The organism is Pseudescherichia sp., from assembly GCF_032052675.1.
Classification (GTDB): domain Bacteria; phylum Pseudomonadota; class Gammaproteobacteria; order Enterobacterales; family Enterobacteriaceae; genus Pseudescherichia.
Genome location: NZ_DAMBWA010000008.1, coordinates 40,009 through 51,406 on the forward strand (window position 1 = coordinate 40,009; position 11,398 = coordinate 51,406).

The 11,398-nt window shown below is 62.0% G+C and carries 11 protein-coding genes; 8 read left to right on the forward strand and 3 right to left on the reverse strand.

Annotated elements, in window-relative coordinates:
• Positions 1 to 93: 93 nt before the first annotated feature.
• Complete coding sequence (gene ybbP, locus RTX96_RS12220) at positions 94 to 2,508, reverse strand: putative ABC transporter permease subunit YbbP (protein ID WP_312671138.1); 2,415 nt, start codon at positions 2,506 to 2,508, stop codon at positions 94 to 96.
• A complete protein-coding gene (gene ybbA, locus RTX96_RS12225) occupies positions 2,505 to 3,191 on the reverse strand; it encodes a putative ABC transporter ATP-binding protein YbbA (protein ID WP_312671140.1) in 687 nt (228 codons plus the stop codon). The genes ybbP and ybbA overlap by 4 nt, the downstream gene beginning before the upstream one ends.
• Here ybbA and tesA point away from each other — a divergent pair.
• Genes tesA through RTX96_RS12250 form a run of 5 tightly spaced genes read left to right on the forward strand, consistent with a single transcriptional unit; the run spans position 3,162 to position 6,909 of the window.
• Positions 3,162 to 3,785: a multifunctional acyl-CoA thioesterase I/protease I/lysophospholipase L1 gene (tesA, locus tag RTX96_RS12230; RefSeq protein ID WP_103821555.1), complete on the forward strand. Its 624-nt coding sequence runs from the start codon at positions 3,162 to 3,164 to the stop codon at positions 3,783 to 3,785. The genes ybbA and tesA overlap by 30 nt on opposite strands.
• Positions 3,786 to 3,826: 41 nt before the next feature.
• Positions 3,827 to 4,597, forward strand: a complete 771-nt coding sequence (locus RTX96_RS12235; RefSeq protein ID WP_103821486.1) for an SDR family oxidoreductase — start codon at positions 3,827 to 3,829, stop codon at positions 4,595 to 4,597.
• Between the two features lie 59 nt (positions 4,598 to 4,656).
• Positions 4,657 to 5,511, forward strand: coding sequence for a thioredoxin family protein (locus RTX96_RS12240; protein ID WP_103821487.1), 855 nt, complete (start codon positions 4,657 to 4,659; stop codon positions 5,509 to 5,511).
• Positions 5,512 to 5,542: 31 nt separating this feature from the next.
• Positions 5,543 to 6,460 (forward strand): SPFH domain-containing protein, encoded by a 918-nt coding sequence (locus tag RTX96_RS12245; protein ID WP_103821488.1) that lies wholly within the window; start codon positions 5,543 to 5,545, stop codon positions 6,458 to 6,460.
• The gene (locus RTX96_RS12250; RefSeq protein ID WP_312268775.1) at positions 6,457 to 6,909 is read left to right on the forward strand and encodes an NfeD family protein; all 453 of its coding nucleotides are present in this window, start codon (positions 6,457 to 6,459) and stop codon (positions 6,907 to 6,909) included. Before RTX96_RS12245 ends, RTX96_RS12250 begins: the two co-directional genes overlap by 4 nt.
• Here the strand turns inward: RTX96_RS12250 and cueR are convergent.
• Complete coding sequence (gene cueR, locus RTX96_RS12255; protein ID WP_312268774.1) at positions 6,906 to 7,322, reverse strand: Cu(I)-responsive transcriptional regulator; 417 nt, start codon at positions 7,320 to 7,322, stop codon at positions 6,906 to 6,908. The genes RTX96_RS12250 and cueR overlap by 4 nt on opposite strands.
• A gap of 98 nt (positions 7,323 to 7,420) precedes the next feature.
• On the opposite strand from cueR, the gene copA reads away from it, so the two are divergent.
• The 3 genes from copA to ybaK all read left to right on the forward strand — a co-directional run bounded on the left by copA (position 7,421) and on the right by ybaK (position 11,347).
• Entirely contained in the window at positions 7,421 to 9,922 is a 2,502-nt protein-coding gene (gene copA / locus RTX96_RS12260) for a copper-exporting P-type ATPase CopA (protein WP_312671143.1), read from the forward strand.
• A 56-nt stretch (positions 9,923 to 9,978) separates the two neighbouring features.
• A complete protein-coding gene (locus RTX96_RS12265) occupies positions 9,979 to 10,788 on the forward strand; it encodes a TraB/GumN family protein (RefSeq protein ID WP_312671145.1) in 810 nt (269 codons plus the stop codon).
• 79 nt (positions 10,789 to 10,867) lie between these two features.
• A complete protein-coding gene (gene ybaK / locus RTX96_RS12270; RefSeq protein ID WP_103821493.1) occupies positions 10,868 to 11,347 on the forward strand; it encodes a Cys-tRNA(Pro)/Cys-tRNA(Cys) deacylase YbaK in 480 nt (159 codons plus the stop codon).
• The last annotated feature ends 51 nt before the right edge of the window (positions 11,348 to 11,398 follow it).

Consider the following 11,398-nt stretch of genomic DNA (forward strand, 5'->3'; position numbering starts at 1 on the left):
GCATAAACCCGACCCGGCGGTAATTGAAAATATTTCATATAGATAGTGATGCCCCGGCAAACGCATGCGCCGCCGGGGACAATGGGGAGAGAACTAGCCAACAAACTGGCGGAACAGCGCTTTGCCCTTCAGTAACCGGGTACCCAGCCAGCCGCCACAGATCGAGAGCAGCAGCGCCCCGCAGAGCGGTAGTATGATCCACAGCCGCCAGTCGGGCTGCCACGGGAAATCAAACACCCGCGTCTGCAATACCGCCAGCGCCGTCTCCGCGCCGATGGCAGCCACCAGCCCGGCGACAAAGCCCAGCAGCGCGAACTCGCACCACAGGGTCGTGCGCAGCAGGCGCTTGCCGGCTCCCAGCGTGCGGTAAACCACCAGCTCCTGATGTCGCTGACGCATGCCAACCTGCACCTGGGCCAGCAGCAGCAGAGTGCCGCAGAGCGTCACCAGCACCACCATCACCTCCAGCGCCCGGCTCACCTGCCCCAGCACCTGGCCGACCTGCTTGAGGATCGCCCCGATATCCAGCAGGCTAACGGTAGGAAACGCCCGGTTAAGCTGGGTCAGCATGCCGTTGCCGTTCTCCCAGCGGAAGCTGGTCAGCCAGCTCTGGGGCTGGTTATCCAGCGCACCGGTTGGGAAGATGAAGAAGAAGTTCGGGCGCAGGCTCTCCCAGTCCACCTTACGCAGGCTGGTCACTTTTGCAGTGAAGTCCTGGGTATCGCCCATAAAGGTGACGCTATCGCCAAGACGAATATTGAGCCGCTCCGCCAGCCCCTCCTCCATTGACACCTCCCCCGCTTTCGGCGGCCAGCTGCCCGCGGTGAGCGGATTGTGATCCGGCTGGTTGGCCTGCCAGGTGAGGTTTAGCTCTCGATTTAGCGCCTCATCCGTATTCCCCTCGGTGGTCTGGCCGTTAATCTGGGTCAGACGCGCCCGCACGATGGGATAGAACGCCTCCGGAACGATCTGGTGCTCGGCAAGAAACGTCTTCAGGGGCGTCACCTGCTCGGGAGCGATGTTGATCAGGAAATAGTTGGGGCTCTCCGCCGGGAGCTGCTGCTGCCAGCGATCGAGCAGATCGCCACGCAGCACCAGCAGCATCGCCAGCAGCATGAACGAAAGCGAGAACGCCGAGAGCTGGCTCAGGGTCGACCAGGGCTGACGCAGCAGCCGGTTTACCGCCAGCCGCAGCGCCAGCGACGTCAGGGTCAACCGCTTGAGGACGTTAAGCAGCATCCAGCCGAGCAGCCCGCAGAGCAGAGCCAGCACTACCGCCCCCGCCAACACCGCCCACAGCAGCATGCTGCCGCCCATCAGCCAGGCCAGCAGCGCTACGGCAACGGCGGCAACAATCGGCAGATAGAGCTTCAGCGGCCAGACGTTCGCTACCGCATCACGACGCAGAACGCGGATCGGCGCAGTCGCCAGCAGCAGACGATAGGGCCGCAGCCCCACCAGCAGGGAGATCACTAACATCGCTCCCGTCGCCCACAGCCACGGCCAGAGGCTGGCAGGCGGCAGCGCAGCGGGCAGCACCGGCTTGAGGAGGATCATCAGCACCTGCTCAAACAGCAGGCCGATAGCGCCCCCGGTCACCGTCGCCAGCGCCAGCACCAGCAGCCACTGGCCGACGATCAGCCTTTGCAGCTGGGCGCGCCCTGCCCCCAGCGTTTTCAGGATCGCCACCAGATCGTAGCGGCTACGGCAGTAGTGGTTCATTGCCACCGCCACGGCGGCGATCGCCAGCAGCAGGGTCAGCAGAGCCGACAGCAGCAAGAACTGCTGCGAACGCTCGAGGGATTTCCCCAGCGCCCCCTCGTCCTGCTCCAGGCCATACCAGCGCTGCTCCGGCTTAAGCTGCGGCAGAAGCCATTTTTCATACGCTTCGAGCTGCTGCGGCGTGCCGCCAAACTTAATACGCCACATCACGCGGCTGCCGGGCTGGACCGCGTCAGTCGCCGCCACGTCGGCAAGGTTCATCATCAGGCGTGGGGCCATCTGGAAGGGGTTAAACCCGGCGTCCGGCTCCTGCACCACCTCCCCAGCAATGCGCAGCCGGGCGTCGCCGACGTCGATATAGTCTCCGGTTTTTAGCTCCAGCAGCGCCATCAGCCGCGGGGCGAGCAGCACCGTCCCTGCCTGCGGCTTGAGGCCCGGCGGATTGGTTTGCAGCTCACCATACATAGGGTAGATAGCGTCCACGGCCTTGACGTTAGCCAGCTGCGGCGTATCACCGGCAAAGGTCATGGTAGAGAAGGTAAGCTGCTCGCCCACCTTCAGGCCTCTTTTGCGCGCCTCCTCCAGCCACGCCGGCGGGATCTCACGAGAGCTGCGCAGCGCCCGATCCCCCGCCATAAAGTCGCGGCTCTGCTGACTCAGCCCCTTCTCCATGCGATCGCTGATGTTGCCCAGCGCCAGCACGCAGGCCACGGCCAGGCTGAGGGCCAGCCAGACAATCAGCAGCGACGGCGAACGCCATTCGCGCCAGAACCAGCGGGCAATCATGCTTCCTCCCGCAGTTCGCCGTTGACCAGACGCAGGCGACGGTCGCAGCGGGCCGCCAGCTGCGGATCGTGCGTGACCAGGATCAGCGTGGTGCCATACTGTTGGTTCATGGAGAAGAGCAGATCGGCGATCTTATCCCCGGTCTGCCGGTCGAGGTTGCCGGTCGGCTCATCAGCAAACAGCACGCCGGGACGCCCGTTGAAGGCGCGGGCCAGCGCCACCCGCTGCTGCTCGCCGCCGGAGAGCTGGGCAGGAAGATGATCCAGCCGTTTGCCCAAGCCGAGATCGGTCAGCAGCGTTTTGGCATTCTCCCGGCTCTGGCGACCGTTCTCGCCGCGCAGCAGCGCCGGGAGCTCGACGTTCTCCAGCGCGTTGAGGGTGGGGATCAGCATAAAGGACTGGAAGACAAAGCCGACGTTTTTCGCCCGCAGCGCCGCCCGCGCCTCCTCATCCATACTGTGCAGAGGCTGGCCCAGCAGGTTAACCTCGCCGCTGCTGCCGTCGTCTAATCCGGCGAGGATCGCCAGCAGGGTAGACTTGCCGGAACCCGACTCACCGATGAGGGCAATTGTCTGCGCCGGTTTGACAACCAGCTCAACTCCGGTAAGGATGGAAAGCTCATGTTCCCCCTGACCGACGGACTTCTTAAGATGATGAACTTCAACAATGTTTTCCGCTGGCATTTGCCCTTCCTGTTTATGCTTCTGTTTACCTTCCGTGCCGCAGCCGCTGACACGCTGTTGGTTCTCGGAGACAGCCTGAGCGCCGGGTACCGCATGGCAGCTAACTCGGCCTGGCCTGCGCTACTTAACGCTAAGTGGCAGCAGACGCCGTCGGTGGTTAATGCCAGTATAAGCGGCGATACCTCGCAGCAGGGGCTTTCTCGTCTGCCGGCGCTGCTGAAGCAGCACCAGCCGCGCTGGGTGCTGGTGGAGCTTGGGGGCAACGACGGCCTGCGGGGCTTTGCGCCACAACAGACCGAGCAGACCCTGCGTAAAATTTTGCAGACCATCAAGGACGCTAACGCGCAGCCGCTGCTGATGCAGATCCGTCTACCAGCCAACTATGGTCGTCGCTATACAGAGACCTTCAGCGCCATCTATCCTGCGCTGGCCAAAGAGTTTGATGTGCCGCTGCTCCCCTTCTTTATGGAGGAGGTCTACCTCAAGCCGCAGTGGATGCAGGAGGATGGCATTCACCCCAATCTGGATGCACAGCCGTTTATCGCCGACTGGATGGCCACGCGCCTTGCACCCTTAGTTAACCATGATAGTTAACCACGACTCATAAATAATCGGGGACGCCTACGGGTAAAGTTATGCAAAAATCGGTCTTAATAACAGGGTGTTCCAGCGGAATCGGTCTGGAAGCAGCGGTAGAGCTAAAGCGCCAGGGTTTTCATATCCTCGCCGCCTGCCGCAAGCCCGATGACGTCTCACGCATGAACGGGATGGGTTTTACCGGCATCCTGCTGGATTTGGACTCACCGGAGAGCGTCGATCGCGCCGCCGATGAGATTATCGCGCGGACCGGCAATCGCCTGTACGGCATCTTTAACAACGCGGGCTACGGGGTCTACGGCCCGCTGGCCACCATCAGCCGCGAACAGATGGAGCAGCAGTTCTCCGCCAACTTCTTTGGCGCGCACCAGCTGACCATACGCCTGCTGCCCGCGATGATCCCTTACGGCGAGGGGCGGATTGTGATGACCTCCTCGGTGATGGGGCTGATCTCCACGGCGGGGCGCGGAGCCTACGCGGCGAGTAAATATGCCCTTGAGGCGTGGTCGGACGCCCTGCGCATGGAGCTGCGCCACAGCGGCATTCAGGTGAGCCTGATCGAGCCAGGCCCTATCCGCACGCGCTTTACTAAAAACGTCAACCAGACCCAGCAGGATAACCCGGTGGAAAATCCTGGCATTGCCGCACGGTTTACCCTCGGCCCGGAGGCGGTAGTGGCAAAAGTGCGCCATGCTTTTGAGAGCAAGCGCCCGAAACTGCGCTATCCGGTGACGCTGGTCACCCACGCCGTCTGCTGGTTAAAACGCCTGCTGCCGGGGCGTGCGATGGATAAAATTTTGCGCGGATGAGTTGAAGGCCACGCCGCTCAACCCCATGTAAAGATAAACGTGAAAACAGAGAATTAGCCATGTCCGTACAGAATATTGTCACCATTACCGAAGCGAACCTTCAACAGACGCTAGAGCAGTCGGTCAACCTGCCGGTGCTCTTCTACTTCTGGTCCGAACGCAGCCAGCACTGTCAGCAGCTGACCCCGGTGCTGGAGTCGCTGGCCGCCCAGTATAGCGGGCAGTTTATTCTGGCGAAGGTGGACTGCGACGCCGAGCAGATGGTGGCCTCGCAGTTTGGCCTGCGGGCGATCCCTACCGTCTATCTGTTCCAGAACGGCCAGCCGGTGGACGGCTTCCAGGGGCCGCAGCCGGAAGAGGCGATCCGCGCTCTGCTGGAGAAAGTGCTGCCCCGCCCCGAGGAGCTGAAAGCGCAGCAGGCGATGGCCCTGATTCAGGAGGGCAACTATGCCGAGGCGCTGCCGCTGGCGAAAGAGGCCTGGCAGCTGTCGAATCAGAACGGTGAGTTTGGTCTGCTGCTGGCGGAGACCTTTATTGTCCTTAACCGCGCCGACGAAGCCGAAGCAGTGCTGAAAACTATTCCGCTGCAGGATCAGGATACCCGCTATCAGGGCCTGGTGGCGCAGATCGAGCTGCTGAAAAAAGCCGCTGACACCCCGGAGATCCAGCTCCTGCAGCAGCAGGTTGAGCAGTCGCCGGAGAATGCCGAGCTGGCGACGCAGCTGGCGCTGCAGCTGCATCAGGTTGGGCGCAATGAAGAGGCGCTGGAGCTGCTGTTTAGCCATCTACGCAAGGATCTCTCCGCCGCTAACGGCGAAGCGCGTAAAATGTTGCAGGAGATCCTCGCCGCGCTGGGTACCGGCGACGCGCTGGCCTCATCCTATCGCCGCAAGCTCTATTCACTGCTTTATTGATTAACCGCGATCGCGGCAGGGAGAGTGTGTAATGCTTATCGTCATCCCGGTACTTATCTTCGTCGCGCTGGTGATCGTTGGCGCAGGCGTGAAGATTGTGCCGCAGGGCTACCAGTGGACCGTCGAGCGCTTCGGGCGTTACACCAAAACGTTACAGCCGGGCCTGAGCCTGGTTGTGCCGTTTATGGACAGGATTGGCCGCAAAATCAACATGATGGAGCAGGTTCTGGATATTCCCTCCCAGGAGGTGATCTCCAAGGATAACGCCAACGTTACCATCGATGCCGTCTGCTTTATTCAGGTGATCGATGCCCCGAAGGCGGCCTACGAGGTGAGCAACCTCGAGCTGGCTATCATCAACCTGACGATGACCAACATCCGTACCGTGCTCGGCTCAATGGAGCTGGACGAGATGCTCTCCCAGCGCGATAACATCAATACGCGCCTGCTGCATATCGTAGATGAAGCCACCAATCCCTGGGGCATCAAGGTGACGCGCATTGAGATCCGCGACGTGCGGCCGCCTGCCGAACTTATCGCCTCCATGAACGCCCAGATGAAGGCCGAACGAACCAAACGCGCCTACATTCTGGAAGCGGAAGGGATCCGCCAGGCGCAGATCGTCAAAGCCGAAGGGGAGAAGCAGTCGAAGATCCTCAAGGCCGAGGGCGAGCGGCAGTCGGCGTTTTTACAGGCCGAAGCCCGTGAACGTTCAGCCGAGGCGGAGGCCCGCGCCACCCAGATGGTCTCCGAGGCGATTGCCGCCGGGGATATTCAGGCCGTGAACTACTTCGTCGCGCAAAAATACACCGAGGCGCTGCAGCATATCGGCTCATCAACGAACAGTAAGGTGGTGCTGATGCCGCTGGAGGCCAGCAGCCTGATGGGCTCTATCGCCGGGATCGCCGAGCTGGTGAAAGAGAGCGCCAGCGAACGGAAAGGCCTATGATCGACAGCCTGCTTCAGCACCCGCACCTCTTCTGGATTAGCCTCGGCGGCCTGCTGCTGGCAGCCGAGATGCTCGGCGGTAACGGCTATCTGCTGTGGAGCGGCGTGGCAGCAGTGGTGACCGGTCTGCTGGTGTGGCTACTGCCGTTCGGCTGGGAGTGGCAGGGCGCGCTGTTTGCCCTGCTCACCCTGCTGGCGGCGTGGCTATGGTGGCGCTGGCTGGCCCGTCGCGTGCGCGAGCAGAAGCCTGCCGACGCCGCGCTTAACCAGCGTGGCATGCAGCTGGTGGGCAAACACTTTACCCTCGACACCCCTCTGGTCAACGGCCGCGGCCATATGCGCGTCGGCGACAGCACCTGGCCGGTGAGCGCCGATGACGATCTCCCCGCAGGGACGCCAGTGGAAGTGGTGGCGGTTGAGGGGATCACCCTGCGCATTAAAGCGCGCTAGCTCTCTTTTGCCGAATGGCGATGGCAGCAGCCAGAGAGATTATCGATAATCGGGCAGTCGGCACCGTCATCGCCTGGACAGGCGTTCGCCAGATTCAGCAGCTGATCGCGCATCGCCTGTAGCTCAACGATATGGCGCTCGATCTCCGCTACCTTTTGTAGGGTATAGGCCTTTACGTCGGCGCTGTGCCGGGCCGGATCGTTAAACAGGGTGACCAGCTCGCCGCACTCCTCCAGATTAAATCCCACCTGTCGCGCCTGGCGCAGCAGGGTCAACTCATCAAGATGCTGCTGCGTGTAGCTGCGATAGCCGTTCTCGCTGCGAAGCGGCGGCGTCACCAGCCCCTTCTCCTCATAGAAGCGGATCGCCTTGCTGGTTAAGCCTGTCTTTTTTGCTACGTCGCTAATATTCATGGTCCCCCCTTGACCTTCCCCTTAATGGAAGGTTTAAGCTTATGTACAGTTAGCCAAAACACCGGCTCAGTCAATCCTAAAATCACAGGAGTATGATGATGTCCCACACAATTGAACTGGCGCTGGAGGGTCTCTCCTGCGGCCACTGCGTCAAACGGGTGAAAGAGAGCCTTGAGCAGCGTCCCGACGTTGAGCGCGCCGAGGTGACTATCGACCGGGCGGAAGTCACAGGCAGCGCCGATGCGAATGCGTTAATCGATACCGTTAAACAGGCCGGGTACGGGGCGACGCTTAGCCACCCAAAGGCTGATCCGCTGGCAGAGTCATCACCTCCGTCGGAAGCACTGACAGCGGCCGAAACTGAGCTTCCGACAGCGGATGACACCGACGACAGCCAGCAGCTGTTGTTGAGTGGCATGAGCTGCGCCAGCTGCGTTACCCGGGTGCAGAACGCCTTGCAGGCGGTACCCGGCGTAACCCAGGCACGGGTCAATCTGGCGGAGCGCTCTGCGCTGGTAATGGGCAGTGCCTCCGCCGTTGAGTTAGTGAGCGCGGTGGAGAAAGCGGGCTACGGTGCGGAGGCGATTGATGATGACGCCGCTCGCCGCGAACGCCAGCAGGAGACCGCCGTTGCTACCATGAAACGCTTCCGCTGGCAGGCGATTGTCGCCCTGCTGGTGGGCATTCCGGTGATGGTCTGGGGTATGGCGGGTGACAATATGATGGTCACCGACGCCAACCGCAGCCTCTGGCTGGTTATCGGTCTGATCACCCTTGGGGTGATGATCTTTGCCGGGGGCCACTTCTACCGCAGCGCGTGGAAGAGCTTGCTGAACCGTACCGCGACGATGGATACCCTGGTGGCGCTGGGGACCGGGGCCGCCTGGCTCTACTCAATGAGCGTTAACCTCTGGCCAGCGTGGTTCCCGATGGAAGCGCGCCATCTCTACTATGAGGCCAGCGCGATGATTATTGGCCTGATCAACCTCGGCCATATGCTGGAAGCCCGCGCTCGCCAGCGCTCTTCGAAAGCGCTGGAGCGCCTGCTCGATCTCACCCCGCCCACCGCCAGGGTGGTGACCGATGCCGGGGAGGAGACCGTGCCCCTTGCCGATGTTCATCCGGGCATGACGCTGCGCCTGACGACTGGCGATCGCGTTCCGGTGGACGGAGAGATTATCCAGGGCGAAGCCTGGCTTGATGAGGCGATGCTGACCGGTGAACCCGTCCCGCAACAGAAACAGCGTGACGATACGATCCATGCGGGAACGGTGGTCTCTGACGGCAGCGTGCTGTTTCGTGCCAGCCGCACCGGCAGCCACACCACCCTCTCGCGGATCGTTCGCCTGGTACGCCAGGCCCAGAGCAGCAAGCCGGAGATCGGCCAGCTGGCGGACAGGATCTCCGCGGTCTTCGTGCCGGTTGTGGTCGCCATCGCACTGATTAGCGGCGCGATCTGGTACGTTTTCGGTCCTGCGCCGCAGATTGTTTATACCCTGGTGATCGCCACCACGGTGCTGATTATCGCTTGTCCCTGCGCACTGGGCCTGGCGACGCCGATGTCGATCATCTCCGGCGTAGGCCGTGCCGCCGAGTTCGGCGTGCTGGTGCGTGATGCCGATGCGCTGCAGCGGGCCAGCCAGCTCGATACGCTGGTATTTGATAAGACCGGCACCCTCACCGAGGGGCGTCCCCAGGTAACCTTAGTCACGACCTACAGCGATCTCACTAGCGAGCAGGCGCTGCGCCTGGCCGCTGCGCTGGAGCAGGGTTCGAGCCATCCGCTGGCCCGGGCGATTATCGACAAGGCTGGAGCGGAAACGCTGGCAGAGGTGATTAACTTTCGCACCCTGCGCGGGCTAGGCCTGAGCGGTGAAAGCGAAGGCCGACGCCTGCTGCTGGGCAACCAGGCCCTGCTGAATGAACAGGGTATTGATACCGCCGCGCTGGAGAGCGACATCGTCGCTCAGGCGGCAACGGGCGCGACGCCGGTGCTGCTGGCGGTAGATGGCAAGGCGGCCGCGCTGTTTGCCATTCGCGATCCGCTGCGTGAGGATAGCGTGGCGGCGCTGCAACGCCTGCATCAGGCTGGCTACCGGCTGGTGATGCTCACCGGCGATAACGCCGTGACCGCCAACGCCATCGCCAAAGAGGCAGGAATCGACGAGGTGATTGCCGGGGTGCTGCCCGATGGCAAAGCCGCTGCGATTCAGGATCTGCAGCGCCAGGGCCGCCAGGTGGCGATGGTGGGCGATGGTATCAACGACGCCCCGGCGCTGGCCCAGGCCGAAGTGGGTATCGCCATGGGCGGCGGCAGTGACGTGGCGATTGAGACCGCGGCCATCACCCTGATGCGCCACAGCCTGATGGGCGTCGCCGATGCGCTGGCCCTCTCCCGCGCCACGCTGCGCAACATGAAGCAGAACCTGGTGGGGGCGTTTATCTATAACTCGCTGGGCATTCCGATTGCCGCCGGGATCCTCTGGCCGCTGACCGGAACGCTGCTAAACCCGGTGGTAGCGGGTGCGGCGATGGCGCTCTCGTCCATTACGGTGGTGAGCAACGCCAACCGTCTGCTGCGTTTTACGCCTAAAGAGTAGCTATTTACACCTTCTCCCGGCTCGCGCTAGCATGGGCCTTTCAGCCGGGAGGGCCTATGGGTCTGTTTAGCCGTTTAAAAATGCTGTTGGGCGCGCTGTACAGCCGCACCTATTCGTGGCCCGCGCTGGACGTCACCTTGCCAGGCGGGCGCTATCTGCACCTGGTCGGCAGTATTCATATGGGGACTCGCGACATGTCTCCCCTGCCGGAGGGGCTGCTGCGCAAGCTCAAGCAGGCCGATGCCCTGATTGTTGAGGCCGACGTCTCCGTGAGTGGTTCACCCTTCTCTGAACTTCCTCCCCGCCCGCCGCTGGCCGAGCGGCTGGATCCTGCCCAGCTTGCCGAGTTATCCCGGGTGCTAAACGAGCTCTCTCTGCCGCTGGAGACCTTTGACCCGCAGCCGGCGTGGAAAATCGCCCTGGTATTGCAGGCAACGCAGGCCCAGCGACTGGGCCTGCGCCCCGACTACGGTATTGACTACCAGATGCTCCAGGCCGCTCACGACAGGCAGATGCGGGTGATTGAGCTGGAGGGCACGGCGGATCAGGTTAACCTGCTCTGTCAGCTGCCGGAGGATGGGAAAGCGCTGCTGCTGGATACCCTCACCCACTGGCACACCAACGCCCGCCTGCTGCAGGTGATGCTGAGCTGGTGGCTTAATAGCCCGCCTGCCGAGGCGTCACAGTCCCTCCCCTCTACCTTTAGCCAGCCGCTCTACGATGTGCTAATGCATCAGCGCAACCAGGCCTGGTGCAAGCGACTGATGGCGCTGCCGCCGGGCCACTATGTCGTCGCAGCCGGGGCGCTGCATCTCTACGGCGAAGGAAATTTACCGACGCTGCTGCGGCAGAAAATTAACGCCTAAACGGCAAGATGGTACTATTTTTGCGAACGTCGTCAGGCGTATGCTGATAGCTCGATCATCCGTGGTAAGAAGGATTTTTATGACCCCCGCCGTAAAGTTACTCGAAAAGAATAAGATCCCTTTTCAGCTGCACAGCTACGATCACGATCCCAATGAAACGAACTTTGGTGACGAGGTGGTTCGTAAGCTTGGCCTGAACGCCGACCAGGTTTATAAAACGCTGCTGGTGGCGGTAAACGGTGATATGAAGCAGCTGGCGGTTGCGGTGACGCCGGTGGCGGGCCAGCTGGATCTGAAAAAGGTGGCGAAGGCGCTGGGGGCGAAGAAGGTTGATATGGCCGACCCGGCTGTTGCCCAGCGCACCACTGGCTATCTGGTGGGCGGTATCAGCCCGCTGGGGCAAAAAAAGCGCCTGCCAACGCTGATCGACGCTCCCGCTCAGGCATTCGCGACGATCTACATCTCCGGCGGCAGACGCGGGCTGGATATTGAACTGGCAGCAGGCGACCTGGCGAAGATGCTGGACGCAAAATTCGCCGATATCGCCCGCCGGGATTAAATAGCCTGCCCGACCCCGTAGGCCGGATAAGACGCGTTAGCGTCGCCATCC

Excerpts from the sequence above, each read along its gene's own strand:
- ybbP (WP_312671138.1), bottom strand. The coding sequence starts at position 2,508 with ATGATTGCCCGCTGGTTCTGGCGCGAATGGCGTTCGCCGTCGCTGCTG.
- tesA (WP_103821555.1), top strand. The coding sequence starts at position 3,162 with ATGAACTTCAACAATGTTTTCCGCTGGCATTTGCCCTTCCTGTTTATG.
- ybbA (WP_312671140.1), bottom strand. The coding sequence starts at position 3,191 with ATGCCAGCGGAAAACATTGTTGAAGTTCATCATCTTAAGAAGTCCGTC.
- RTX96_RS12235 (WP_103821486.1), top strand. The coding sequence starts at position 3,827 with ATGCAAAAATCGGTCTTAATAACAGGGTGTTCCAGCGGAATCGGTCTG.
- RTX96_RS12240 (WP_103821487.1), top strand. The coding sequence starts at position 4,657 with ATGTCCGTACAGAATATTGTCACCATTACCGAAGCGAACCTTCAACAG.
- RTX96_RS12245 (WP_103821488.1), top strand. The coding sequence starts at position 5,543 with ATGCTTATCGTCATCCCGGTACTTATCTTCGTCGCGCTGGTGATCGTT.
- RTX96_RS12250 (WP_312268775.1), top strand. The coding sequence starts at position 6,457 with ATGATCGACAGCCTGCTTCAGCACCCGCACCTCTTCTGGATTAGCCTC.
- cueR (WP_312268774.1), bottom strand. The coding sequence starts at position 7,322 with ATGAATATTAGCGACGTAGCAAAAAAGACAGGCTTAACCAGCAAGGCG.
- copA (WP_312671143.1), top strand. The coding sequence starts at position 7,421 with ATGTCCCACACAATTGAACTGGCGCTGGAGGGTCTCTCCTGCGGCCAC.
- RTX96_RS12265 (WP_312671145.1), top strand. The coding sequence starts at position 9,979 with ATGGGTCTGTTTAGCCGTTTAAAAATGCTGTTGGGCGCGCTGTACAGC.
- ybaK (WP_103821493.1), top strand. The coding sequence starts at position 10,868 with ATGACCCCCGCCGTAAAGTTACTCGAAAAGAATAAGATCCCTTTTCAG.